Here is a 24,513-nt window from a genome sequence, read left to right on the forward strand (position 1 = left end):
CCGGAGGACCGGCCGGCGCGCCCGCGCCGACCACCACCACCAGCAGGAAAGAAGGAAACGTGTCCAGACACACCCGTCTGCGCCGCTCCACCCTCGCCGGAGCCGGAGCCGCCCTTCTCGGCGTCGCCGCGCTCGTCGGCGCCGGTGTCGCGGCAGGCGCGCCCGCCTCCGCCTCGGCCTCGCAGAACGGCTACGGCTACGGCTCCGGCGGTCACGGCGACCACTCCGCCCAGACCGTCACTCCGATCAAGCATCTCGTCGTGATCTTCGACGAGAACATCTCCTTCGACCACTACTTCGGCACCTACCCGAACGCGGCGAACACCGACGGGACGCCGTTCACCGCCGCACCACGCACCCCCGCGGCGAACACGCTGGCCAGCAGCGGCACGCTGACCAGTAACCCCAACCTCTACGCGCCCAAGCGGTTGACCCCGGCGCAGGCGGTCACCTGCGACCAGAACCACAGCTACGCCGCCGAGCAGGCCGCCGTCGACGCCGGGAAGATGGACATGTTCGTCCAGAGGACCAGCACGGACACCTGCACCGGCGCCTACGGCGCACCCGGGCTCGTCATGGACTACTACGACGGCAACACCGTCACCGGTCTCTGGAACTACGCCCAGAACTACGCCATGAGCGACAACAACTGGGACACGGAGTTCGGCCCCTCCACTCCGGGGGCGCTCAACCTGATCTCGGGTCAGACCCACGGCGGCACCGCGTACGACCCGAAGTCGGGTGCGGTGCTCCCGGCCTCCACCGCCGTCCAGTCGCCGAACGCGGCCGGCGTCGGCACCGTGATCGGCGACCCCGACCCCGCGTACGACGACTGCTCCGACAACGACCACACCTCGACCTCCGCGGTCGTCGGGATGGCGGGCAAGAACGTCGGCGACCTGCTCAACGCGCGGGGCGTCACCTGGGGCTGGTTCCAGGGAGGCTTCACGCCGACCACCGCCTGGAACGGCCAGTCCGGCTCCTACGCCGCCTGCGACAAGACCACCGCGAACGTGGCCGGCGCGACGCCGAAGGACTACTCGCCGCACCACTCGCCCTTCCAGTACTACAAGTCGACGTCGAACCCGCACCACCTCGCACCCTCCAGCGTGAAGGCCATCGGGCACACCGACCAGGCGAACCACCAGTACGACCTGACCTCGTTCGACGCGGCCCTGAAGTCGGACAACCTCCCGGCTGTCTCGTTCCTCAAGGCCCCGGAGGCGCAGGACGGCCACGCCGCCTACTCCGACCCGCTGGACGAGCAGAAGTTCCTCGTGAACGAGATCAACGCCATCCAGAAGTCGGACAGCTGGTCGAGCACCGCGGTCGTCGTCACCTACGACGACTCCGACGGCTGGTACGACCACGTGGCGCCGAAGGTGACCAACGGGTCGAACGACGCCGCAGTCGACTCCGCCGTGTGCACGAGCGTCTCGCACACCGCCGGCGGCTACGCGGACCGCTGCGGCCCGAGCCAGCGCCTCCCGCTGCTCGTGGTCTCGCCCTGGGCGGCACAGAACAAGGTCGACCACAACCCGATCGAGCAGGCCAGCGTGCTGCGCTTCATCGAGAGCAACTGGCTCACCGGACGCGTCGGCGATTCGTCGTTCGACACCCGCGCGGGCTCGCTCGGCGGCCTGTTCGACTGGTGGCACCCGCAACAGCGGCAGGTGCTGCTCGACCCGACGAGCGGCGCGGTGACGAAGATCGTCTCCACCCGGCCGCACTGGCCGACCCCGCCCCGCGGCGGCTGGCAGTCCCAGCCGTAACCGCACTGCCCCACCCCGGCCCGTCGAGGTTCACGACGTGGCGCTCATTCCGCCGGAATGGCCGCAACGACGTGAACCTCGGCGGGCCCCCTCTCGTCGCGGAGGGTCAGCGGTCGCGGAGGAGCTCGTCGAGGGAGAGGGGCGCCCGGCCGGTGACGCGCTCGACGGCGTCGCTCACCCCGGCGAGCTCGCCCGCGGCGATGGCCGTGTACGTCGACACCCAGGCGTCGTACTGCCAGTCGGGAGCATCCCACCGCTTGCGCGACTCGTACGCCTCGGGGATGGTCTCGTCGTGGAACGACACCGCCCGTCCGAGTCGCCGCGACAGCGTCTCGGCGACCTCCGCCATCGTCAGCTCCTCCGGCCCGGTGAGGTCGTAGGTGACGTCGCTGTGCTGCTCGGGATGCTGCAGCGCGGCGGCCGCGACCCGCGCGACATCCGCGCGCGCCACCATCGCGGCCCGGCCAGTGCCCGCCGGGCCGCGGATGACCCCCTCCTCCCCGACCATGTACTCGACGAAGTCGAGATAGAGGTTGTCGCGGAGGAAGGTGTGCGTCATCCCGGTGCCGCGGATGCGCTCCTCCGTCGCGTAGTGGTCGCGGGCCAGCGTGAAGGTCGCGTCCGGCGCGGCCCCGAAGAACGACGTGTAGACGATGTGCCGCACGCCCGCCTCGGCCGCAGCATCCACGAACGCATAGTGCTCACGAAGGCGCTCGGCGTTCTCGGCGGCCGAGACCATGAAGAGCGTCTCGACCCCGGCGAGCGCGGCGCGGGCCTGGACGGCGTCGCCGTACGTGCACGCGACGGCCACCGTGTCGGGGAGGGACGGCGCCTTCGCGGGCGTGCGGGCGAGCATCCGGAACGGGACCCCGGCGTCGGCGAGCGCGGCCGCCGTCAACCGCCCGACCGTGCCCGTCACCCCGGTCACGGCGAGCGTCGGCATCTCCTGCTGAGTCATGCTCCCCATCCAACCCCGCCGCCGCGCCCCGCGCACCCGTCGAGTACACGAATTGTCTGCGTACTCGACGGTTTCGACCCCACTTTTTGCGGACTCGGCGGTGTTTTTGAGGAGGGGCGGGGAGAGCATCCTGGAGGGGCCGGGGTCAGATGCCGCGGGCGAGGCGGTAGTAGGCGGCGTTCCAGTCGAGTTCGCGCTCGAAAGCGCGCAGGGTGGTGGAGTCGTCGATCACGAGCAGCTCGGTGCGGGCGATGCGCGCGAAGTCGGCGAACGCCTCCACGCCGACGGCTGTGCTCATCACCGTGTGGTGGGCGGCGCCCGCCTCGAGCCACGCGGTCGCCGAGGTGGTGAAGTCAGGGGCCGGCTTCCAGACGGCACGACCGACCGGCAGCTTGGGCAGCGGGGCCGAGGGATCCACGACCTCGACCACGTTCGCCACGAGGCGGAAGCGGTCGCGCATGTCCGACAGCGCCACCACGACCGCGGGGCCCGGCGTCGCCGTGAAGACCAGGCGCACCGGGTCGTCCTTGCCGCCGATGCCGAGCGGGTGCACCTCGAGCGTCGGCGTGGCGGTCGTGAGCGTCGGCGAGACCTCGAGCATGTGCGCGCCCAGGATGCGCTCGTCGCCCGGCGTCATGTCGTAGGTGTAGTCCTCCATGAGGGAGGCGCCGCCCGGCAGGCCCGCCCCCATCACGTTCGCGGCGCGCACGAGGATCGCGGTCTTCCAGTCGCCCTCGGCGCCGAAGCCGTAGCCCTCGGCCATGAGCCGCTGCACGGCGAGCCCGGGGAGCTGCTTCAGCGCGCCGAGGTCCTCGAAGCTGGTCGTGAAGGCGCCGAAGCCGCCCTCCTCGAGGAAGGAGCGCAGGCCCAGCTCGATCGCGGCGCCGTCGCGCAGCGACTGGTGCCGGTCCCCGCCGCGGCGGAGTTCGGCGGCGACGTCGTAGAGGTCCTCGTACTCGGCGACGAGCGCATCCACGTCCGCGGGAGACGCAGCGGCCACGGCGTCGGCCAGTTCGTTGACGCCCCAGGTGTTGACCTGCACGCCGAACGCCAGCTCCGCCTCCGTCTTGTCGCCCTCGGTCACGGCGACGAACCGCATGTTGTCGCCGAAACGGGCGAGCTTGAGCGATCGGGTCGCCGCCCAGCCGGCGGCGGCGCGGGTCCACGTACCGATGCGCGCGGTGACCGTCGGGTCGCTGACGTGTCCGACGACCGTGGTGCGCGGGATGCTCAGCCGGGTCTGGATGTACCCGAACTCGCGGTCGCCGTGCGCAGCCTGGTTGAGGTTCATGAAGTCGAAGTCGATCTCGCCCCACGGCAGCTCGACGTTCGCCTGCGTGTGGAAGTGGAGGAGCGGCTTCTGCAGCGCGTCGAGGCCGGTGATCCACATCTTCGCGGGGCTGAACGTGTGCATCCACGCGACGAGGCCGATCACACGGTCGTCGGCGTTGGCCTCCAGCATCACGCGGCGGATGGCGTCGGAGTCGGTGAGCACCGGTTTCCAGACCACGCGCACCGGCACGTCGGCGGATGCGCCGAGCTGGTCGGCGATGCCGCGCGACTGGTCGGCGACCTGCGCGAGCGTCTCGGGTCCGTAGAGGTGCTGGCTTCCGGTGAGGAACCAGACCTCGTACCCGTCGAGCGTGGCGGAGTTCGGAGACGGGGTGAGCTTCGGCATCAGGTATCGGTCCCTTCGGGGGTCTGTCCGTAGACGTTCTGGTAGCGGTCGAAGAGGCGGTCGATCGCCTCCGGCGCGATGGGCACGAGCGGGCCGCCTTCGCGGGCGAGGTGCACCGTGCGGGCGACGTCCTCGGCCATGACCGCGGCCTTGACGGCGTCGCGGGCATCCGTGCCGATGGTGAAGACGCCGTGGTTCTGCATCAGGACGGCACGGCTGCGGTGCCCGGACAGCGTCGCCACGATGCCGCGGCCGATGGAGTCGTCGCCGATGATCGCGAACGGTCCGACGGGGATCTCGCCGCCGAACTCGTCCGCCATGGCGGTGATGACGCACGGGATGGCCTCGGCGCGGGCCGCCCAGGCGGTCGCGTAGGTGGAGTGGGTGTGGACCACGCCGCCGACGTCGGGCAGAGCACGGTAGACGTATGCGTGGGCGGCGGTGTCGGACGACGGGGAGCGGTCGGAGCCGAGCGAGCCGGGCACGACCTCCCCGTCGAGCGTGCACAGGATCATGTTCTCGGGCGCCAGATTGTCGTAGTCGACGCCGCTCGGCTTGATGACGAAGAGGTCCTCGCCGGGCACGCGGCCGGAGACGTTGCCGCCGGTCCACACCACCAGTCCATAGCGGACCAGTTCGGCGTGCAGTGCGGCGACCTGCTCGCGGACGCGCCGCACCGCGGGGGTCTCGGGGTGGTCCGGACGGCCGGGGTGGTCCGGACGGCCCGGGCGGCCGGGGCGGTCCGGCGTGACGGCGGAAGCGTCGGTCATCGGGAGGCTCCTTCCGGGGCCGAGGGGTCGGGGTGGGCGCCCGCGGATCCGGCAGTCGTCACGGGAAGGGCCGCGACGGCCGTGCGCTCGATGGCGAGGCCGGCACGGTAGCGGTCGAGGAAGACGGCGAATCCGGCGACGTCGTCCGGGTCCGGAGTCGTCGTCTCGAATGCGAACCCGCCGAAGACGTGCCTGCGGAGGTACTCGTCCAGAGTCGCTCCGCGCTCCGCTTCCTCCCGGAACGCGGCCAGCACGGCCATGCCCCAGGCGCCGCCCTCCGACGCCGTCTCGGCCACGGAGACGGGAGCGTCGAGAGCGCCGGCGAGGAACCGCTGCGCGACCCCCGCCGTGCGGAACATGCCGCCGTGGGCGAACATCCGGTCGAGGGCGACGCCCTCATCGCCGAGCACGTGCATCCCGAGCGCCAGCGTGCCGAAGACGCCGTACAGCTGCGCCCGCATGAAGCTGCCGAGGGTGAAGCGGCTTCCCGGTGTGCGGACCACGAGCGGGCGGCCCTCGTCGAGCCCGGCGATCGGCTCGCCCGCGAGTTGGTTGTAGGCGAGCACGCCTCCAGCATCGCTGTCGGAGGCGAGGGCCTCCCGGAAGAGGGCGTCGTAGGCGGTGTCGGTGTCGACCGCCGCGCCGGCGACCTCGGCGAATCTCTCGAACAGACCGACCCAGGCCGCGAGCTCGCTGGCGCCGTTGTTGCAATGCACCATCGCGACCGGATCGCCGGATGGGGTGGTGACGACGTCGAGCTCGTCGTGCACCCGCGCGAGCGGACGATCGAGCACCACCATCGCGAAGATGCTGGTGCCGGCGCTGACGTTGCCGGTGCGGGGCGCGACCGCGCTGGTGGCGACCATCCCCGTGCCGGCGTCGCCCTCCGGCGGGCAGAGCGGGATGCCGGGCTTCAGCTCGCCCGACGGGTCGAGCAGGGCGGCGCCCTCCGCGGTGAGGTCGCCCGCCGGTCGGCCGGCGACGAGCACGTCGGGCAGGAGAGCGGTGAGCCCCAGGCGCGGGGCGAGCACGGGCGCCGTCCGCTCCAGCAGACCGCCGTAGCGCGCGACGAGCTCCGCGTCGTAGTCGCGCGTGGCGGGGTCGATCGGGAACATGCCGGAGGCGTCGCCCACCCCGAGCACGCGCCTCCCGGTGAGGCGCTCGTGCACGTAGCCCGCGAGGGTCGTCAGGTGGTCGAGGTGCGCCACGTGCGGTTCCGCGTCGAGCACCGCTTGGTGGAGGTGCGCGATGGACCAGCGCAGCGGGATGTTCACGCCCAGCAGAGCGGAGAGCTCGGCCGCCGCCGGACCGGTGCTCGTGTTGCGCCAGGTGCGGAACGGGACGAGCAGCTCCCCCGTGGCGTCGAACGCCAGGTAGCCGTGCATCATCGCCGAGACGCCGATGGCGCCGTAGGTCGTGGGCCGCACCCCGTGGGTGCGCTCCGCATCGGCGATCAGCTCGGCGTACGCGGCCCGGACGCCGGACCAGATCGCGTCGAGGGAGTACGTCCACACTCCGTCGACGAGCGCGTTCTCCCACTCGTGCGCGCCGACCGCGAGCACCGCCGTCGGATCGTCCGCGTCGATCAGGCAGGCCTTGATGCGCGTCGAGCCGAACTCGATGCCGAGGGCGGTGCGCCCATCGCGGATGGCGTCGCGCCCGTTCGCGCGCTCGGATGCCGTCATCTGTTCCTCACCCCGTTGTGACCGGTCACAATTGCGTCTCCAGTATGCGCCGCAGGCCGGACTCCCGTCAACCCGCCCGCCCGGCCATCTGCCCGCCCGGCCAGCTACCTGACGCAACACGCCGTCGGCGCCCCCTCCCCGACGGCGTGTCTCGCCACCTGGATCGAGCGGACCTCCCGGGACGCGAAACGTCGCTCCGAGGTCGCCGAAGCGACGGAGTGCGACCCCGCACGACCCCGCACGACCGCGCACCGCCCCGCACGACCGCGCACCGCGCGCAACGCGCCGCCCGCGGCAGCGACGGCTACGCCGAGGCGCGCTCCACCAGCACGGGAGCGACGGGGGCGCCGAACCCGACGGCCCCGGTCTCCACACCGCCACCCTCGATGAGCGACACCAGGCGGGCGACGCAGCGACGACCCAGCTCGGAGAAGTCCTGCCGGACCGTGGTGAGCGGCGGCGCGAAGAAGGCCGCCTCCGGGATGTCGTCGAAGCCGACCACGGCGAGCTCCTCCGGAACGCGGCGCCCGGCGAGGCGAGCGGCGTGGAGCACCCCGAGCGCCATCTGGTCGTTGGACGAGAAGACGGCGGTCACGCTCTCATCGGCCAGCACCTCCGCGGCGATGTCGGCGCCGGAGGCCGCGGTCCAGTCGCCCTCTCGGGTGACGACGCCCTCGGCTCCCCGATCGGCGATCTCGGCGAGGAAGCCGTCGCGTCTCGCCAGCGCCTCCGCCCAGCCTCCCGGTCCGCACAGGTGCGCGATGCGGCGGTGACCGCGGTCGATCAGGTGGCGGGTCGCGAGCCGCGCCCCCTCGAACTGGTCGACGAACACCCCGTCGTCCCCGGCGGCGCCGGCCCCGTGCAGCGTGACCGACGGGACGGCGAGGGAGACAGCGGCCATCGCGTCCTGCACCCGCTGCTGCGGGGCGATGATGACGATGCCCTCCACCGCTTGCGCGAGCAGGTGGTCGAGTGCGGCGACGACCGCGTCGCCGTCGGTGGTGGACGTGTGGGCGACCGTGACGAAGTAGCCCGCGTCGCGCGCGGCGTTCTCCACGGCGTCGATGCTGGACGCCGGGCCGAAGAGCGACGACGTGGACGCCGCGAGCACCCCGATGGTCCTCGACCGCGCGGTCGTCAGCATCCGCGCGGCGCGATTGGGCCGGAAGTGGAGGTCGGCCATGGCGGCCAGCACGCGTTCGCGCGTCTCCGGCCGGATGCTGGGGTGGTCGTTGAGCACGCGCGACACGGTCTGCCGTGAGACGCCTGCCGCCGCAGCGACCTCGCGCACCCCCGGGGCGCGTCCGCTCTCGATCATCCCCTCACCCTAGCGGCGAGCGCGGCGCGTTGCCGGAGACGGTCACACGGCCGGCGGCGAGGTGAGCGGCGGTCCTGCGGGGTCCGCGGTGACGGTCGCCTCCCGGTCGCCCAGCGCTGCCCAGACCGCATCGACGACACGCGCGGACACCGCAGCACCCTCACCCGCGCGGTGCCAGAACTGCGCGCGCACCGTGTAGCGGTGCGGTTCATGGGAGACGCTGAGCACGTGGACCGGCTCCCGCCGGTGCACACCCTCGACGCTCGCGCAGGCCGCGGCGATCCGGGCGCGCACCTCCTCCCGGTCGGCCCGCTCGGCCGCGACCCGCACCTCCACCTCGGAGCGCCGCCCGCCGGCCTCGGACTCGTTCACGAAGGGGTTGCCGATCACGTCGGCGTTCGGAATGTGGACGATGCGCCCGTCGGCGGTCCGCACCACCACGGTCCGGCTGGTGATCTCGCGCACCACTCCGTGGAATCCCGCCACATCCACGACGTCCCCCGCCGTGAACGGGCGCCGCGTCTGCAGCACCAGCCCGGCGGCGAAGTTCTCACTGATGCCGCGGAGGGCCAGGCCCGCGACCACGGCGACGATGACGGCCAGAGCGAGGACGGGCTGGATGGGGGCGCCGAGAAAGGCGATCGCGATGCCGACCCCGAGCAGGATGACCGTCAGCCGCACGCCGCGGGCGATCCGTCTGCCCGTGTCGGAAGCGACGCCCGGGATCCGGGCGCAGAGGCGCAGTGTCGCCCGATGCGCCAGCACGCCGAGGAGGATCCCCGCCGCGGCGGAGAGCAGTGCGAACAGCACGGACCACTGGTCCAGCCCCGCGAAGAAGCCCGCCGCGTCGCCGGCGGTCGCCGTCCGCACCATGCCGTCCCCTCACCTCGTGCGGCACAGTAGCGGTCGGGCACGACGGCCGTCTAGAGGCGGGCGGGCGGAGGTCGGCCTCCGCCCGCGGGTCACTCCGGGCCCGATCAGGCGACGAGCGAGAAGCCCGCCGTCCAGGAGACCCGCTCGCCCGCGGCGAGGGTGATCTGCAGGAAGCCGAGCGCCTCGAGCTCACGGGCGCGCTTGAGCGAGCCGGCGTCGACGGCATTCAGGCCGCCCGCGGTGACGATGCCGGCGAGCGTCGCCTTCGCCGCGTCGTCGTCGCCGGCGATGAGCACGGTGGTCGTCTCGGCACCGACCTTCCCGGACGCGAGGGTCGCCCCGAAGTTGGTGTTGAAGGCCTTGAGGACGGTGGCCTGCGGCAGGGCCGCGGCGATCACGGCGGCGGCCGAGCTGTCGGCGGGGACGGCCAGCCCGTCGAAGGTGGCGAAGTCGACGGGGTTGGTGATGTCGACGACGATTTTGCCGGCGAGGGCGGCGCCGTACGTCGCGATGACCGCCTCCACCTCGGGATACGGGACGGCGAAGACCACCACGTCGCCGTCCACGGCGCCGCCGTCACGGCCGAGGTACTGGACCGTGCTGCCGCCGGCCGCCGCGAGGCCGCCGATCGCCTTCGCCATGTTTCCGTTGCCGATGATGCTGACCGAGCTCATGAGATGTCCTTTCCGGCTGACGCCGCGTTTAGTTGATGCTTCAACTAACGTACGGCTCCATAGTTGAAGCGTCAAGTTATTTGCTAGAATCGGTCGCATGACGACGAGCGACGACCTCGCCGGGCGCGAACGCGACGCCTGGCTCGGCCTCGTCGCGCTCACGCAGCTGCTTCCCCCGGTCATCGACGGCCAGCTCTCGCGCGACTCCGCCGCGACCCACTACGAGTTCTTCGTGCTCTCGCGCCTGGCCGAATCGCCGAACCGCCGGCTCCGGCTCAGCGCGCTCGCCACGGCGACCAACGCGTCGGTCTCCCGGCTCAGCCACGTGATCACCCGGCTGGAGGCCCGCGAGCTGGTGAAGCGCATGCCCTGCGAGGAGGACGGCCGCGCGACCAACGCGGTACTGACCGACGCGGGGGCGGAGCTCGTCGCGACCGCCGCGCCCGGCCACCTGGACACCGTGCGCTCGCGCGTGCTCGGCGCGCTCACACCGGAGCAGATCGAGCAGCTCGCGGCGATCTCGGAGTCGATCGTCGGCGCCATCGACCCGTCCCGGCGCCCGAGCGACGCCTGCGAATCGATCGTCGCCGCCACCCGCCCCGCCTGACGCAGCCCGCCCTCGCCCGCGGGCACACCGCCGAGGACACGACAAGTGCGGTCGAAACGGCCGAGTACGCGGAGAGTGCGCGCACTCGGCAGGCGCCCTCGATCAGTCGATGAGGTCGCGGGCGGCGAGGAGGCGGAGCACCTCCCGGCCCGCGGGCGGGCAGCGGTCCACATCGGCGGTGGTGACCCAGTGGAGGGCGCCGACCTCCGCCGAGGGCACGGGCTCGGCGTCCGTGGACGCGCGGAACACCCGCATGTGCACCATCCGCCCCTCGGCCTGCCCGTGCGCGAGCGTGCGCACCTCGAACAGCTCCTCCAGGGCGGCGGGGTCGAGCGACAGGGCGACCTCCTCGTGCGCCTCGCGCGCGGCCGCCTCGGCGGCCGTCTCACCGGGGTCGATCTTGCCGCCGGGCATGTAGTGCACCGCGCGACCGCGCGCGGTCACCATGAGCACGGTCCGGTCGCGCACGAGTGCGATCGCGGCGACCTGGAGCGGAGGGAGCGTCATGCCTCCACGTTAGGCGACGCCCCGGCCCGGCCTCCCGGTGCCATGCTGGACGGATGCTCACCGACGACTCCGCCCGCGCGTTCGTCGACCAGTGGCTGGCCGACTGGAACGCTCACGATCTCGACGCCCTGCTCGCCCACTACGCGGAGGACGTGGTCTTCACCTCTCCGCTGGCCGCCCGGCTCCTTCCGGGCAGCGGCGGGATCGCCCGGGGCCGGTCCGCGCTGCGCGCCTACTGGACGGCCGGGCTGGCCGCGCTCCCCGACCTGCGATTCGAGGTCCTGGAGCACTACGTCGGGGTCGACACGCTGGTCATCCGCTACCGCAACCAGGCGGGCGGGGTGGTGTGCGAGGTGCTCGTGTTCCAGGACGGCTCCATCGTCCGGGGGCACGGGACGTACCAGCCGGCACGCCCGGGGGCGTAGAGCGCACGGTAGGGCCGCCGGCCCGATCAGCGCCGCGACAGCAGGGAGGTCACCCGCAGACGACCGGAGTGGATCCACACGTCCGAGTACTCGATCGGTCGACCGTCCGCGAGATAGGTCACCTGCTGGAGGTACTGGACGGGCGCCCCGGCCTCCAACTGCAGCGACGCGGCTGTCTCGGGGTCGGCGGCCTCGGCCGAGAACGTCCGGCGAGCGCTGCCGATCTTGAGCTGGAAGTGGCCTTCGAGCGTGCCGAACAGGCTCGCGGTGGTGAAATCGGTGTCCTCGAGGCCCGGCGCGAGGTCGGTGCGGACATAGTTCACCAGCAGCGCCACGGGTCCGTCCGCGGTGCGGCGGAGCCGGCGGAGCGTGAGCACCTTCGCGCCTGAGGGCATGTCGAGCAGGGCGGCGACCGGGCGCGGTGGTTCGAGGAGCACGCACTCCAGGACGTCGGTCTGGGTGACCACCCCCTGGTTCGCGAAGTCCTCCGACAGGGTGCTGAGCTTCTGCGCGATCGACGGCTCGATGGTGGTGGAGGTGACGAAGGTCCCCTTGCCGCGGATCTGCCGCAGCAGGCCCTCCTCGATCAGGGTCGTGAGGGCGCGGCGCAGGGTGCCGCGACTCACGCCGAGATCGTGAGCGAGCTCTGGCTCGCTCTTCAGCCGGTAGTGCGCCGGCCACTCCCCCGTCGCGATCCTGCCCCGGATGCGCTCCGAGATCTGAGAATGGAGCGCGATCGGCGCTTCACGGTCGACGTCCCCTTCGTCGAACAGCTCCTCGTTCACGGTCACCGTCGTGTGTCCTCCCCTGGTGTGCGCCGCCGTCCCGACCTTAGTTCACCCGGGACGGCGGCGGCGGTCAGTAGCTGGTCGTGCTCTCGTCGCCCGAGTCGGTGATGATCTCGAGGCCCGCGCTGGTGCCCAGCAGGCTCGCCCCCGCCTCCAGCAGCGACAACGCCTGCGGGTAGCTCTTGATCGAGCCAGACGCTTTCACGAGCACGCCGTCGCGGGCCAGGCCCACCAGGTATCGGACGCTCTCGGGGTTCGCGGTCTCGATCTGCCCGCTTGACGCGTTCTTCAGGTAGGCGACGCCCGCCTCCATCGAGAGCTCGACCGCGGCGCGGCGCTCGTCGGGCGTGAGCAACGGCAGTTCCAGCATCACCTTGACCGGGATGCCCGACGCACGCACGACGCCGGCGATGTCATCGCGGAAGGCGTCGTACATGCCCGACTTCAGCCAGCCGATCTGGACGCCGATGTCGAGCTGGGTGGCGCCCAGGCGCGCGATCGACTCCGCCTCGGCCGCCTTGCCCGCACTCGTCGTGACGCCCACGGTCGGGAAGTCGAGTGCGGTGGCGATGCCGACCCCGGTGCCGCTCAGCTCGGTGGCGACGACATCGACCCAGGAGGCCGGGATCATCGCGGCGTTGAAGCCGTGCTCGACCGTCTCACGAGCGTGGGCGACGATCTCGTCACGGGTGAGGCCGGCCTCGATCTTGGTGTGCTGGATGTACGGGGCCAGCTCGGCGGGGGCGAGTGTCTTCTCGCCGGTGGTGGTGGTCACGGTGGTGTTCCTTTCGCGTGGACCGCGGGTGCGGGGTGGGATTCCCGGCCGTCAGAGACGGTCGGCGTAGTAGTCGGGGGCGACGACGCCGTCCCCGCCGAACCAGTGCGGCACGTCGACGCCGCAGACGAGGCCGATGTTGCCCCAGGGCTCGAACGCCCCGGTGCGGACGATGACCTTCGCCTGGGCGGCGACGGACCCGAGCATGTCGGCGTGGGTGCGCGTGGTGAACTCGGCGCCGGCGAAGCGCTCGGCGAGCCAGTCGTCGAGACGGGGATTGTTGCTGACGACGTCGTCGGCGCGCACGACTCCCTCCACCACGAGCTCGTCGGCGATGAGGCCGAGCACGGTGCGCAGATCGGGCAGGTTCGCGGCGATCGCGAGGTCGATGCGGTGCGCGTCGCGGGGGATGGGGAATCCGGCGTCGACGACCAGCAGCAGATCGGTGTGCCCGAGGGTGGCGAGGGCGCCGCTCAGCTCGGCGTTGAGGATGCCGTTCTTCTTCATGTGTCTCCTTCTGTTCGATCGCGTGTCACGCTGCGGCGGACGGCGCGGTGGCGGCCCCGGTCGCAGCCGACATGATGTTCTCCTCGGTGGCCTCGGCCGTCGGCAGGACGGTCGCGATGCGGCCTTCGGCCATGACGGCGATCCGGTCGGTGACGGTCAGCAGCTCCGGCAGATCCGAGGAGGAGCACAGGATGGCGACCCCGGCTGCGGCCAGGGCGAAGAGCTGCTCGTAGATCTCGGCTTTGGCGCCGACATCGACGCCGCGGGTCGGTTCGTCGAGGATGAGCACGCGGGGCTCGATCGCGAGCCACCGGGCCAGCATGGCCTTCTGCTGGTTGCCGCCCGAGAGGTTCACCATCGGCGTCTGGAGCGACGCCGTCTTCACCGTCAGGGCCGTGGCGAGCCGCCCGGACTCGCGGTCGAGCGGGCCTCGGCGCACGAGTCCGGCCCGAGTGTGCCGACCCAGGGTGAGCACGCCGATGTTGTCGCCGACACCGAGGGAGCTCAGGAGGCCCTGGGCCCGCCGCTCGCCGGGCACGAACCCGAGCCGCCGGCGCACGGACTCCCCCGGCGCACGGCGGTCGTAGGGTGCGCCGTCCAGGACGACCCGCCCTCCCGTTCCGCGGTCGGCACCGAAGAGGTTGCGCAGCAGCTCGACCCGGCCGCTGTCCGGCAGGCCCGCGACACCGAGGATCTCTCCGGGGTGCAGGTCGAACGACACGTCACGGTGGCCCCGCCCCGCGAGCTCGCGGACGGTGAGCACGGCGGGAGCGGGAGGTTCGGTCCGAACGAGGTCCGACCGCCGGGAGAGGTCGCCGAGCTCGCGGCCGACCATTGCGGCGACCGCCTGCGCAGGCGTCGTCTCCTCCCGCGACCAGGAGGCCACATGCCGTCCGTCGCGGAGCACCTCGAGCTGATCGGCGAGACGGAACACCTCGGGCATCCGGTGCGAGACGTACAGCAGGGTGGTGCCCTGTCGCGTGAGCGTCGCCATCAGCGCGAACAGCCGCTCGGACTCCGCCGGGGTGAGCACCGAGGTGGGCTCGTCGAGGATCAGGATGCGGCAGCCGCGGGCGATGGAGCGTGCCACCACCACCAGCTGCTGTGTCGCCAGGTCGAGCGCACCGACCGGGGCCGACGGATCGAGATCGAGGTCGAGCGTGCGCAGCAGTTCCACGGCGCGTTGGCGCATCCGCCGGCGTGACGGGAACCAGCGGCCGCCCGGTTCGACGCCGACGAGGATGTTCTCGGCGACGGTGCGCTCGGGCAGCAGCGAGAGCTCCTGCGGCACGATGGCGACGCCGTGTTCGGTGAGGAGCGAGTGCGGGTCGAACCGCTGCACCTCGACCCCGTGGACGGTGACGCTCCCGGCGCTCGGCGGCTGGAGCCCCGCGAGGATCTTCAGGAGCGTCGACTTGCCTGCGCCGTTCTCTCCGAGCAGGGCGGTCACCCGCCCCTCCGGAACCTCCATCGTGACGTCGGCCAGCGCGGTCACCGGTCCGAACCGGCGGCTGAGGCCGGTGATGCGGATGGCCGGCTCGGCCGCGTCGAGCGTCGGGAGCGTCATGTCAGCCCTCCACCGTGGCGTCGGAGAGGTTCTTGGCGTCGATGATCTGGGCGCCGGTGTCGACTCCGCTGATCTCCGTGCCCTTCTTCAGGAAGTCGGCGAGCACCTTGACCGCCTGGTAGCCCTGCTCGGACGGGTTCTGGCTGATCGTGAAGGTCACGACACCCTGGGTGATGAACTCGGCGGTCTGCGGGAGCAGATCGAAGCCGACCATGGTGATCTTCCCCGCGTTGCCGGACTGCTGGACCCACTTGGCCGCGGCGGTCGTGCTGCAGCAGTCGAGGCCCGCGATGGCCACGACTCCCGACTGGCCCGCCATGGTGGAGTCGACGGTGTTGTACGCGGCGTTCGGCTCGTTGCCCACGTTCACCGGGCCGACGACGTCGAACCCGGAGCCCTCCATGCCCTTCTGGAACCCGCCGAAGCGGTCGTTCGACCAGCCGGCGCCGGTGTCGAGGGAGAAGACGACGACCTTCCCGGAGGTCGTGCCGCCGAGCGCGCTGCGCAGCTCCTTCGCCTCCGACTCGCCGGACGCCGAGAGGTCCTGGCCGACGAAGCCCATCTGCTTCGAGCCCGGGTTGTCGGTGTTGAAGGAGATGATCGGGATGCCCGCCTCGTGGGCCTGAGCGATCACCGGCTTGAGCGCGTCGCTGCTGGCGGAGGAGACCGCGAGGCCGTCGACCGCTTGCTGCTGGATGAGGGTCTGCAGTTCGGCGACCTGCTTGGCGGCGTCTCCGCCGGTCGGACCGATCAGCTGCACATCGGCGCCGAACTCCGTGCCAGCCTTCTCCATCCCCTCGCGGATCGGGGTCGCGAAGGCGAGGGACGGGTCGTGGTAGCTGAGCTTGATGCGCAGCTTCTCACCGCCGTCGACCCGCTTCTGGATGTACTCGGCGAGGTGGAACCCGCCGGTGGCGTCGGCGGCATTGCCGTTCGTGATCGCGCCGCAGCCGGCGGCGGTCAGGGCGACCGTCGTGGCGACGGCGGCGGCCGTCAGCACGCGGCGCATGAGGGTGCGGAAAGACATCAGTACTCCTTCGTGTGTGATGTGCAGGGGTGGTGCTTCTCGTGCGCGGCGCGGAGGCCGCGCGGCTCACGCTCGGGTCTTGCGCTTGCGCTGCCAGGTGTCGGCGGCGACGGCCGCGACGATCACGAGGCCGGTCACGACGGTCTGCCAGAAGGACGAGATCCCGTTGATGTTGAGGATGTTCTGCAGGATGCCGATGAAGAGCACGCCGATGACGGTGCCCCACATCGTCCCGGATCCGCCGAAGAGGGCGGCGCCGCCGATGATCACCGCCGAGATGACGGTCAGCTCGAGCCCTGTGCCGGTGACGCCCTGCACGTAGCTGAGGAACGAGAGACCGAGCACTCCCGCAACCGCCGCCGTGAACCCGGAGAGGACGAACGCCGTGAGCTTCACCGCTCCGACGTTGATGCCGACCAGGCGGGCGGCCTCACGATTGCCGCCGACCGCGTAGGTGTTGAAGCCGAGGCGGGAGCGGGACAGCAGGATGACACCCAGCACGACGATGGCGGCGAAGATGATGAGCTGCATGGGGACGGCTCCGAAGAGACGCCCCTGACCGAGCAGGTTGAACTCGGCCACGCCCGCCTGGGAGGTGCTGAGCGAGATCGGCTTGCCGTCGGAGATCAGGAGGGCGACACCGCGGAAGACGCTCAGGCTGCCGAGCGTGACGATGAACGATGGCACGCCGAGCAGGACCACCGCGAGCCCGTTCACCAGGCCGGCGACCACGCCGACGGCCAGACCGATCAGGATGGCGAGCGGCCATGCGACGCCGCCCGCGATCGCCATTCCCGTCGCGATGGCCGCGAGCGCGTAGATGGACCCGACGGAGAGGTCGATCTCGCCGTTGATGATCACGAAGGTCGCGCCGATCGCCATGATGCCGATCTGCGAGACCTGCTGACCGACCGAGAGCAGGTTGCCCGCCTGCAGGAAGCTCGGCGACAGCACCGTGCCGAGCACGATGAGAAGCACGAGGGCGGCGAACACACCGGCCTCACGAGCGTGGAGGAGGCGGCGGAAGTCCGGTGCGCTGCGTCGCGCGGGGACGGTGGTGGCGGTCATCGGGTGGGTCCAATCGAGCCGGGGTTCGGAAGGGTGGGGAGCTGCGCGGCAGTGGGCAGAGCGGGCACGACGCCTTCGGCGGCGACCGTGTGGGCTCCGGCGTGGGCGGCATAGGCGGCCGCGTCCGCCAGCGGTGCTCCCGCCGCGACCGCGACCGCGAGGGCCGCGGTGAACGAGTCGCCGGCGCCGGTGGTGTCGACGACCGCGACCGGGGGAACCGGTGGGATCTCGTGCTCGCCGTCCGCGTCGGACAGGAGTGCCCCCGCGGCGCCGCGGGTGAGGAGGACGGCGCCGCCGGTGCGCGCACGCAGCGCGGCGACGAGCTCCTGCTCCGAGGTGCCGTCCCCGGGCGCGCGACCGAGGAGAACCGGCGCCTCCGTCTGGTTGGGGGTGATGATGTCGATGAGGGGCCAGGCGTCATCGGGAAGCGCCCGGGCGGGCGCCGGGTTGAGCAGCGTCGTGGTCCCGACCTCCTTCGCGGTGCGCAGCGCGTGCACGACCGCGTCGAGCGGGATCTCCATCGACACGATGAGGATGTCGGCGGCGGCGATCTCGTCGCGGAACGCGTCGACGGCGGCGGGCCCCAGCTCGTCGAGCGCTCCCGGCGCGATGGCGATGCGGTTCTCTCCGGTCGGCTCGACCAGGATGAACCCGACCATGGTCGCGCCGGTGCCGGTGAGCGTCCTGCTCGCGTCCACGCCTTCGCGCGCCCAGAGCTCGTGGGCGGCACGACCGAAGTCGTCCGCGCCGACGGCGGTGAGGAGGGAGACCTGCGCACCGAGCCGCGCAGCGGCAACGGCCTGGTTCGAGCCCTTGCCTCCCGGGCCGGAGTCGAAGACCCCTCCGCTGACCGTCTCGCCGGCGTCGGGCGAGCGCGGCACCCGCATGGTGAGACCGGCACCGTAGCTGCCGACCACGGCGATCCTGATCGATTCGAGCGTCATTGACGGGTACTTCCTTGTACGTGGACAACTATGAACATGGACAGTGTATGTCCATAGTTGTCCACTCGTCAACCGTAGCGAGATCGGGGCCGGAACGACGCGGTGGGCGCACACGCAGAAGGGCCGGGCTCCCCACGCGCATGCAGGGGAGGCCGGCCCTCTCGGGGCGGGGCTCTACCCCTCCACGACCTGCTTGAGCTGGCGCAACCCCTTCTCGAAATCAACACCCACCAGCTTCTCGATGTTGAAGAGTCGCGAGAAGAGGGTCTTCGGGCTCTCCATCCGCCAGATGACGCGGGTGCCGTCGCCCTCGGGCGTCAGGACGAAACGGATGGCGTTGGTCGAACGGAAGGGCTTGGTGAAATCGAGCGCGATGCCCACGCCATCGGGGTCGACGGCCGTCACGGTCATTCGTCCGGCTCCGGCTTTTCGGTTGCCCGACCACGCATAGCTCGAACCGACGGCACCCGGCACTCCCGAGTAGTCCCGGTCGAGGTCGGGATCGAGTCCCTCCCACGGCGACCAGTCCACCCAGCCGGGAAGGTCGGCGAGGCGCTTCTGCAGTTCTTCGGGGGTCGCGGCGATCCGCTCTGTGCGCTCGACGACAGTGGTTCCGGCCATGCGGACAGGGTAGCGCCCCCTGGCTCCGGGCCGCCCGGCTGCGTAACGTGGGGTCCGGAGGTGCCGCCCATGTCCCCGACAACGCCCCCGGCCACTGCAGGACGGACGATGCTGCTCGACTCGGCGTCGCTGTACTTCCGCGCGTTCTACGGCGTGCCCGACACTGTGCGCTCCCCGACGGGGGAGCCCGTGAACGCGGTGCGCGGGCTGCTCGACATCATCGCGCGGCTCGTCACGGACTACGGGCCGGCATCCCTGGTGGCCTGCTGGGACGACGACTGGCGGCCGCGCTGGCGCGTGGACCTCATCCCGAGCTACAAAGCGCACCGCGTCGCCCGCGAGGTGCCGGGCGGGGTGGACGTGGAGGAGACGCCCGAAGAGCTGGTGCGTCAGGTGCCGGTGATCCGCGAGGTCCTCGACGCCCTCGGGATCGCCGTCGTCGGCGACGCGCGGCACGAGGCCGACGATGTGATCGGCACGCTCGCCTCCCGCGGCGACGGCCCTGTCGACGTCGTCACGGGCGACCGCGACCTCTTCCAGCTGGTGGACGACGCGCACGACGTCCGGGTGATCTACACGGCGCGCGGGATGAGCAACCTCGAGGTGCTGACCGACTCCGTGGTGGCGGGGAAGTACGGCGTGCGGCCCGATCAGTACGCCGACTTCGCGGCGATGCGCGGCGACACCTCCGACGGCCTCCCGGGGGTCGCCGGGGTCGGCGAGAAGACCGCCGCGGCCCTGCTCGCCGAGTACGGATCGCTCGACGGCATCCGTGCCGCCGCGGCCGATCCGGGCAGCGCGATGAAGCCGGCCGTCCGGGCACGCTTCGCCACGGCAGCCGACTATCTCGACGTGGCGCCGCGCGTCGTCGAGGTCGTGCGCGACCTCGACCTGCCCGCCGTCGACGCACGACTGCACCGGCCCGCCGCGGAGCAGAGCGAGGCGCTCACCGCCCTCGCGACCCGGTGGGGGCTCGGCGGCTCCCTCGACCGCCTCCTGGCGTCGCTCCCCGACTGACCCGCGCCGCCCTGACCATCGCGCTACGTCGGCTCTCCGCAGACCTGCCCTCGGTCAGACCCGGTCGGGCTCCCAGCGCCAGAGTTCGCGCTGGGCCAGCAGGGCCAGCTCGCGGAGCACGTCGAGGTCGAACTCGCCCGTCTCGGCGTCGCGCGGCGTGCGGCTGAACACGCACAGGGCGCCGATGCGGGTGCCGTCGGGCGCCTCGACAGGGTAGCCGGCGTAGTACCGCAACGCCGAGGGACCGGTCACCATCGTGCTCGTGGCGAAGCGGTCGTCGCTCACCGCGTCGGTGACGACCATGCCGTCGGGGGACGCGATCGTGTAGAGGCATGCGGACTGCTCGATGGGGATCTCCCGCGGCGTCGCGCCCACCGCGGCGATCGGCCACTCCTTGCGGTCGTCGAGGATCGTGAACATGGCGATCTCCGTGCCGAGGGTGCGCTGCGCCGTTCCCACGAGCCCGTCGAGGCGCGCATCGCGGCCCCGCTCGGCGAGACGGAGACGCTCGATGGCCTCCACCCGATCGGCGGCCGACTGGGGTGCGGGAGGCTGCTCCGTCCGCAGCTGTCCGAGCACCGGCGCGAGCACGTCCGCGATCCGCCGCGCCCAGAACAGGTAGTCCGCCGGGCCGCGATGGCGAACCGAGTCAGCGTGGGGTGGCGCGCCCAGGGGCACGAAGAGCGCGCCCTCCTCCCGGCACACACGCTCCGCGACGCGGTTGAGCAGCTCGCCGTGCTCGTGGGCGATGCGCGTGGGCCCGGAACCGTCCGGATCCAGCGCGCGGAGGGGCTGGGCACCGAGCCACGCCACGGAGACCGCGCCGCCACGTGCCGCCCGCACCTCCCGGACCAGGGCGCGGACGCGCTCGCCCCAGGCACGCGGCTCCGGCAGACGCAGCGAGTCGGCGAGCGTCGCGCTCAGCACGACCACGTCGTAGCGCTCGGGCCCGGCCGAGCCGACCAGCGACCGCAACCGGCGCACTCCGGCCGAGGGATGGGCGACCACATCCACCACCGCGCCCCGTCCGGTGGACGACGCGAGCGCACGGGCGAGGGCACCGGGCAGGGCGAGGTCGTAGCTCCCGACGCCCCAGCCCACCACGGGCCCCGAACCGGCGAGCAGCACCCGCACGCTCCGGCGTCCCGCGACGAAGCCCTGCGGGGAGTCGGCCGGGCGCACGAGCCCTCCGCGAACGGAGACCACCCGCAGCAGACGCAGGCGCGTCAGAAGACGGCGGCCCGGTGTCAGGTGATCGGCGTTCACTTGCTTGACGGTATCCCGACGCGAGGGCGCGGCCTAGCGGCGGCTCGCCGGGTCACCCGGAATGTGTGAGGAGCCGCAGCCCGCGGGGAACCGCAGCGGGCACGCACCGCGACGACGGACCTTCGTCGCCGGCTCAGGGCAGCGTGTGGCCGGCCGCCCGGAACAGCCGGTACCACTCCTCGCGCGTCAGCGGCAGGTCGGATCCCGCAGCGGCGTCGCGGACCCGCTGCGCGTTGGTGGTGCCGAGGACGACCTGGATGCCCGCGGGATGCCGCGTGATCCAGGCGGTGGCGATCGCGGTGGGGGTGACGGCGTAGGAGGCGGCGAGCTCGTCGATGACGTCGTTGAGCTCGGCGTACTGCTCCCGGTCGCCGAGGAAGACCCCGTCGAAGAAGCCCTTCTGGAACGGCGACCAGGCCTGGAGGGTGATGTCGTTCAGCCGGGCATGGTCGAGGATGCCGTTGTCCCGGTCGATGGACTGCGGCAGGCCGGCCATGTTCGCCGCAACGCCCTGCGCGATGAGCGGGGCGTGGGTGATGCTGAGCTGCACCTGGTTGGCCACGATCGGCTGGGAGACGGAGCGGCGCAGCAGCTCGATCTGCCCCGGCGTGTGGTTGGAGACGCCGAACGCCCGCACCTTGCCCGCTGCGTGCAGCTCGTCGAAGGCGGCGGCGACCTCGTCCGGCTCCACCAGCGTGTCGGGCCGGTGCAGGAGCAGCAGGTCGAGGTAGTCGGTGCGCAGCGCGGCGAGCGACTCGTCGACGGTGGAGAGGATGTGCTCGCGGGAGAAGTCGAAGTACCCCTCCCGGATCCCCACCTTGGACTGGATGACGACCTGGTCGCGCTCGGCGGCGGGCACCGCGCCGGCGTCGCCGAACCGGCGCTCACTTCCGTGACGTTCGTCGCCGTAGATGTCCGCGTGGTCGAACATGGTCACGCCCTCGTCGCGGGCGGTGCGCACCAGGGTGCGGATCTCCTCGTCGCCGAGGGGTTCGATGCGCATGAGGCCGAGCACGATGTTGGAGGCGTCGACGGCGACGCCGGGGAAGGTGAGAGTTCGCATGTCTCCCATCCTCCTCCCGTCAACCCCCTCCCCACACGTCGGAACGGGGTCTAGCGTGCGAATCCTGAGGACCGGACCGCGTAACCGGCGGGACGGCGCCCGGCCGCGACAGAGGAGGATGCGCCATGACGATGACCCCCGAGATGCAGCTCGCCGTCGAGGACTTCCGCGCGGAGACCCGGCTGGGCTCCCGCCGCTCTCCCGCGGGACCGCGCTACACGGTGCATGCGCTGGGCCGCGATTTCCGCGTCAGCGACGAGATGGCGCAGATCTTCCTGCGCCAGGTCGAGCGCGTGGCGGCCGACGACAGCTCCGCCCTGGTCGTGCTGCGGCACGAGGAGGGCGTCGAGTTGCTGATGGTCACGGACGACAACGCGTTCAGCATCCGCACGATGTCCGCGCCGCCGGCCTAGGCCGGTGCGGCGTCGTACGCTCGGAGGGTGACGGACGAGCGCGACGACGAGGCGGTATCCGCCCTGCGGGCCGCGGTCGAGGAGACGGTGACGGTGCTGCGTGGGGCCGACGCGCGTGACGAGGCGCTCGCCGTCTACGAGGAGCGCCGGCGCAAGCTCCTGATCGTGCGCGAGCCCGCGCTCCGGCCTGCGGGTCGGGTGTGGCGGCTCGGCGTGCTGCTGCTCGACCCGGAGGGCGGCCTCCGCGCGACGGGCTCGATCGTGCGGGCCACCGAGCCCGGCCGTTCCCAGTACGTCTCGGTGTCCGCCGAGACCAGGCGGGCCTACCGGGCCGCCGCGGAGCGGGGGCACTTCCGCGACGGAGAGACGGTCAACTTCGACGCGGAGCCGGTGGCGCTGGAGGCCGAGGACCTGCGCGCTGCCGCGACATCCGGTCGCGGGCCGCTCTTCCTGCGCGACGGTCGCGTGCTCGTGCGGTGGAGCTCGTCCGTCTCGGACGCGGATGCGCGCGACGCCGTCGACTACCTGCGCGAGCGGGCGGACCTGCTCGCGCACCCGCCCCAGGGGGCGTGAGCAGCGAACGCACCGCGCTCAGCTCGCGGTCGCGGCGCCCCCGCTGTTCTTGCCGGTGATCTCGTCGATCGTGGAGGCCGCCTTGTCGGTGGCCTTGCCGACCGCATCGCCCACGGTCTCGCCGATGTCGGACGCCGCGCGGGAGGCGAAGTCCTTCACGTCCTCCTTGACCTGCTGCACCGGCGCCGACTCGGTGAAGCCGCGCACGCGCGTGCGCAGGTCGTCGTAGGCACCGCGCCCGGCGCGCGAACCGATGACGAATCCCAGAGCGATCCCTGCCACGAAGATGAGTAGTTTCATGCCGCGCACCGTACTCGCGCCCGGTGGGAGGCGACAGGGCCGGGCAGAATGACGGCATGACCGAACGGGAGCGCGGCCCCGAGGCCGCCGCGGGCGTGGCGACCTTCGAGCACGCGCTGACCGCCTGGGCCTCCGGCGGCCTCGCGCCCGGGGCGCCCGTACTCCGTGCGGTCCGGGTCGCCGTGCTCGTGGAGGGCGCGAGCGATCGCGCGGCCGTGTGCGCCGCTGCGCAGGTCCTCGGGCACGACCTCCCCGCGCTCGGCACGGCCGTGATCCCGATGGGCGGCGCGATGAGCGTCCGTCGGTTCGTCGCCATGCTCGACGGGGACGCCCGCCCGACCCGCAGCGGCCCAGGGGGTCCAGAACTGCGCGGCCTCTGCGACGCGGCGGAGCGGCGCTTCTTCGTCGGCGCCGGCCTCCCTGATGCGGCGATCGCCGTCTGCCGACCCGACCTGGAAGGCGAGCTGATCGACGCCCTCGGCATCGAGGCGGTGGAACGGCTGCTGGAGCAGGCCGGCGATCTTCGGCTCTTCCGCACCTTCCAGCACCAGCCCGCGCAGCGGACGCGGCCGGTGGCGGCCCAGTTGCACCGGTTCTTCGGGACCACGGCCGGGCGCAAGGAGCAGTACGGGTCGCTGCTGACCGCGGCGCTCCCTCCCGCGCGGCTGCCCGAACCGTTGCGGAAGGTCCTGGCCGCTCCGGAGGCGCCACTCCCTCCCGCGTAGGGTGGAGCGCATGTCCACGCTCGACGACCGCCTCACCGCCATCTTCGACGCCCGCGACCGTGCGGACATGGCCCCGACGATCGCCGCCTTCCTCGAGGTGCTGTCCGAACACCCCGACGACGCCCGTGTCCTGTACGAGGTCGGCGGATCGTACGACACAGCGGGCGAGGAGGAGACCGCCGCCGGGTACTACGAGCGCGCCCTCGAGCAGGGTCTCAGCGGCGACACCCTGCGTCGTTGCCTGCTGCAGTACGGAAGCACGCTGCGCAACCTCGCCCGGTTCGACGGCTCCCTCGCCGTGCTGGAGCGTGCCCGGGAGCAGTTCCCCCGGTCGGAGTCGGTGTAGCTCTGGCACGCGCTCTCCCTGCACGCGGCCGGCCGCAGCGATGCCGCGGTCGCCGAGCTGATGGAGCTCGCCGTCGACCGCATCCGCACCCCCGATCTGCAGCGCTACGAACCGGCCGTGCGCGGCAACGCGGAGTACCTGCGATCGCTGGACCGGGAGCGTCCGGATACGCGGCCGACGGCGTAGTCGCGGGCTCCTCGAGGGCGCTGGACACTGCGTCCGGCCACGCTGGCGGTCCTGAGTCCG

At 72.1% G+C, this 24,513-nt stretch carries 28 protein-coding genes; 9 read left to right on the forward strand and 19 right to left on the reverse strand.

Features of this window, described 5'->3' with window-relative positions:
• Window positions 1–59: 59 nt before the first annotated feature.
• Window positions 60–1,772: a phospholipase C gene (locus U870_RS0113260; protein WP_025157871.1), complete on the forward strand. Its 1,713-nt coding sequence runs from the start codon at window positions 60–62 to the stop codon at window positions 1,770–1,772.
• A gap of 106 nt (window positions 1,773–1,878) precedes the next feature.
• On the opposite strand, the gene U870_RS0113265 is transcribed toward U870_RS0113260, so the two are convergent.
• The 7 genes from U870_RS0113265 to U870_RS0113295 form a co-directional block, all read right to left on the reverse strand.
• Window positions 1,879–2,730, reverse strand: a complete 852-nt coding sequence (locus tag U870_RS0113265) for an SDR family oxidoreductase (RefSeq protein ID WP_025157872.1) — start codon at window positions 2,728–2,730, stop codon at window positions 1,879–1,881.
• A 145-nt stretch (window positions 2,731–2,875) separates the two neighbouring features.
• Window positions 2,876–4,408, reverse strand: a complete 1,533-nt coding sequence (gene araA / locus U870_RS0113270; protein ID WP_025157873.1) for an L-arabinose isomerase — start codon at window positions 4,406–4,408, stop codon at window positions 2,876–2,878.
• Window positions 4,408–5,178 carry an L-ribulose-5-phosphate 4-epimerase gene (locus U870_RS0113275; protein WP_025157874.1) on the reverse strand — a complete coding sequence of 257 codons (771 nt, stop codon included), beginning with the start codon at window positions 5,176–5,178 and terminating at the stop codon, window positions 4,408–4,410. The genes araA and U870_RS0113275 overlap by 1 nt, the downstream gene beginning before the upstream one ends.
• Window positions 5,175–6,863: a xylulokinase gene (locus U870_RS0113280; RefSeq protein ID WP_025157875.1), complete on the reverse strand. Its 1,689-nt coding sequence runs from the start codon at window positions 6,861–6,863 to the stop codon at window positions 5,175–5,177. Before U870_RS0113280 ends, U870_RS0113275 begins: the two co-directional genes overlap by 4 nt.
• A 304-nt stretch (window positions 6,864–7,167) precedes the next feature.
• Window positions 7,168–8,181, reverse strand: a complete 1,014-nt coding sequence (locus U870_RS0113285; protein WP_025157876.1) for a LacI family DNA-binding transcriptional regulator — start codon at window positions 8,179–8,181, stop codon at window positions 7,168–7,170.
• 42 nt (window positions 8,182–8,223) lie between these two features.
• The gene (locus U870_RS0113290) at window positions 8,224–9,054 is read right to left on the reverse strand and encodes a mechanosensitive ion channel family protein (protein WP_025157877.1); all 831 of its coding nucleotides are present in this window, start codon (window positions 9,052–9,054) and stop codon (window positions 8,224–8,226) included.
• Window positions 9,055–9,158: 104 nt separating this feature from the next.
• On the reverse strand, window positions 9,159–9,728 hold the full coding sequence (locus U870_RS0113295) for an NADPH-dependent F420 reductase (RefSeq protein WP_025157878.1): 570 nt from the start codon (window positions 9,726–9,728) through the stop codon (window positions 9,159–9,161).
• Between the two features lie 97 nt (window positions 9,729–9,825).
• Here U870_RS0113295 and U870_RS0113300 point away from each other — a divergent pair, with 97 nt between their 5' ends.
• Entirely contained in the window at window positions 9,826–10,335 is a 510-nt protein-coding gene (locus U870_RS0113300) for a MarR family winged helix-turn-helix transcriptional regulator (protein WP_025157879.1), read from the forward strand.
• A 102-nt stretch (window positions 10,336–10,437) separates the two neighbouring features.
• On the opposite strand, the gene U870_RS0113305 is transcribed toward U870_RS0113300, so the two are convergent.
• Complete coding sequence (locus tag U870_RS0113305; RefSeq protein WP_025157880.1) at window positions 10,438–10,842, reverse strand: NUDIX domain-containing protein; 405 nt, start codon at window positions 10,840–10,842, stop codon at window positions 10,438–10,440.
• A gap of 53 nt (window positions 10,843–10,895) precedes the next feature.
• Here U870_RS0113305 and U870_RS0113310 point away from each other — a divergent pair, with 53 nt between their 5' ends.
• On the forward strand, window positions 10,896–11,267 hold the full coding sequence (locus U870_RS0113310; RefSeq protein ID WP_025157881.1) for a nuclear transport factor 2 family protein: 372 nt from the start codon (window positions 10,896–10,898) through the stop codon (window positions 11,265–11,267).
• Between the two features lie 26 nt (window positions 11,268–11,293).
• Here the strand turns inward: U870_RS0113310 and U870_RS0113315 are convergent, their stop codons facing one another.
• From U870_RS0113315 to U870_RS0113350, 8 genes are all read right to left on the reverse strand, one after another.
• Complete coding sequence (locus tag U870_RS0113315; protein ID WP_025157882.1) at window positions 11,294–12,058, reverse strand: GntR family transcriptional regulator; 765 nt, start codon at window positions 12,056–12,058, stop codon at window positions 11,294–11,296.
• 67 nt (window positions 12,059–12,125) lie between these two features.
• Window positions 12,126–12,830: a deoxyribose-phosphate aldolase gene (gene deoC / locus U870_RS0113320; protein WP_025157883.1), complete on the reverse strand. Its 705-nt coding sequence runs from the start codon at window positions 12,828–12,830 to the stop codon at window positions 12,126–12,128.
• Between the two features lie 51 nt (window positions 12,831–12,881).
• Window positions 12,882–13,337 (reverse strand): D-ribose pyranase, encoded by a 456-nt coding sequence (gene rbsD / locus U870_RS0113325; RefSeq protein WP_025157884.1) that lies wholly within the window; start codon window positions 13,335–13,337, stop codon window positions 12,882–12,884.
• Window positions 13,338–13,362: 25 nt separating this feature from the next.
• Window positions 13,363–14,904 (reverse strand): sugar ABC transporter ATP-binding protein, encoded by a 1,542-nt coding sequence (locus U870_RS0113330; protein WP_025157885.1) that lies wholly within the window; start codon window positions 14,902–14,904, stop codon window positions 13,363–13,365.
• Between the two features lies 1 nt (window position 14,905).
• Window positions 14,906–15,931, reverse strand: coding sequence for a substrate-binding domain-containing protein (locus U870_RS0113335; protein ID WP_025157886.1), 1,026 nt, complete (start codon window positions 15,929–15,931; stop codon window positions 14,906–14,908).
• Between the two features lie 66 nt (window positions 15,932–15,997).
• Complete coding sequence (locus tag U870_RS0113340) at window positions 15,998–16,999, reverse strand: ABC transporter permease (RefSeq protein ID WP_025157887.1); 1,002 nt, start codon at window positions 16,997–16,999, stop codon at window positions 15,998–16,000.
• On the reverse strand, window positions 16,996–17,943 hold the full coding sequence (locus U870_RS0113345) for a ribokinase (RefSeq protein ID WP_240183698.1): 948 nt from the start codon (window positions 17,941–17,943) through the stop codon (window positions 16,996–16,998). The genes U870_RS0113340 and U870_RS0113345 overlap by 4 nt, the downstream gene beginning before the upstream one ends.
• A 174-nt stretch (window positions 17,944–18,117) precedes the next feature.
• A complete protein-coding gene (locus tag U870_RS0113350; protein WP_025157889.1) occupies window positions 18,118–18,564 on the reverse strand; it encodes an SRPBCC family protein in 447 nt (148 codons plus the stop codon).
• Window positions 18,565–18,672: 108 nt separating this feature from the next.
• On the opposite strand from U870_RS0113350, the gene U870_RS0113355 reads away from it, so the two are divergent.
• Window positions 18,673–19,581, forward strand: a complete 909-nt coding sequence (locus U870_RS0113355) for a 5'-3' exonuclease (RefSeq protein ID WP_025157890.1) — start codon at window positions 18,673–18,675, stop codon at window positions 19,579–19,581.
• Between the two features lie 54 nt (window positions 19,582–19,635).
• Here U870_RS0113355 and U870_RS0113360 read toward each other — a convergent pair whose 3' ends face one another.
• Complete coding sequence (locus tag U870_RS0113360; RefSeq protein ID WP_025157891.1) at window positions 19,636–20,847, reverse strand: GDSL-type esterase/lipase family protein; 1,212 nt, start codon at window positions 20,845–20,847, stop codon at window positions 19,636–19,638.
• Window positions 20,848–20,980: 133 nt separating this feature from the next.
• Window positions 20,981–21,910 (reverse strand): aldo/keto reductase, encoded by a 930-nt coding sequence (locus U870_RS0113365; protein WP_025157892.1) that lies wholly within the window; start codon window positions 21,908–21,910, stop codon window positions 20,981–20,983.
• Between the two features lie 125 nt (window positions 21,911–22,035).
• Between U870_RS0113365 and U870_RS0113370 the strand changes: the two genes are divergently transcribed.
• Together U870_RS0113370 and U870_RS0113375 are read left to right on the forward strand one after the other, a co-directional pair.
• Window positions 22,036–22,323: a hypothetical protein gene (locus U870_RS0113370; protein WP_025157893.1), complete on the forward strand. Its 288-nt coding sequence runs from the start codon at window positions 22,036–22,038 to the stop codon at window positions 22,321–22,323.
• A 27-nt stretch (window positions 22,324–22,350) separates the two neighbouring features.
• Window positions 22,351–22,896, forward strand: coding sequence for a hypothetical protein (locus tag U870_RS0113375; protein ID WP_025157894.1), 546 nt, complete (start codon window positions 22,351–22,353; stop codon window positions 22,894–22,896).
• 18 nt (window positions 22,897–22,914) lie between these two features.
• Here U870_RS0113375 and U870_RS0113380 read toward each other — a convergent pair whose 3' ends face one another.
• A complete protein-coding gene (locus U870_RS0113380; protein ID WP_029947592.1) occupies window positions 22,915–23,196 on the reverse strand; it encodes a hypothetical protein in 282 nt (93 codons plus the stop codon).
• Window positions 23,197–23,252: 56 nt separating this feature from the next.
• On the opposite strand from U870_RS0113380, the gene U870_RS0113385 reads away from it, so the two are divergent.
• From U870_RS0113385 to U870_RS25060, 3 genes are read left to right on the forward strand one after another with little or no spacing between them, the layout of a single operon-like run.
• Complete coding sequence (locus U870_RS0113385) at window positions 23,253–23,921, forward strand: TOPRIM nucleotidyl transferase/hydrolase domain-containing protein (protein ID WP_025157895.1); 669 nt, start codon at window positions 23,253–23,255, stop codon at window positions 23,919–23,921.
• 10 nt (window positions 23,922–23,931) lie between these two features.
• Complete coding sequence (locus U870_RS24875; RefSeq protein WP_240183699.1) at window positions 23,932–24,267, forward strand: tetratricopeptide repeat protein; 336 nt, start codon at window positions 23,932–23,934, stop codon at window positions 24,265–24,267.
• Window positions 24,268–24,327: 60 nt separating this feature from the next.
• Entirely contained in the window at window positions 24,328–24,453 is a 126-nt protein-coding gene (locus U870_RS25060; RefSeq protein ID WP_275886604.1) for a hypothetical protein, read from the forward strand.
• Window positions 24,454–24,513: the final 60 nt, after the last annotated feature.

Origin of the sequence: Leifsonia aquatica H1aii (assembly GCF_000633535.1) — a bacterium.
GTDB classification, from domain to species: domain Bacteria; phylum Actinomycetota; class Actinomycetes; order Actinomycetales; family Microbacteriaceae; genus Leifsonia; species Leifsonia aquatica_A.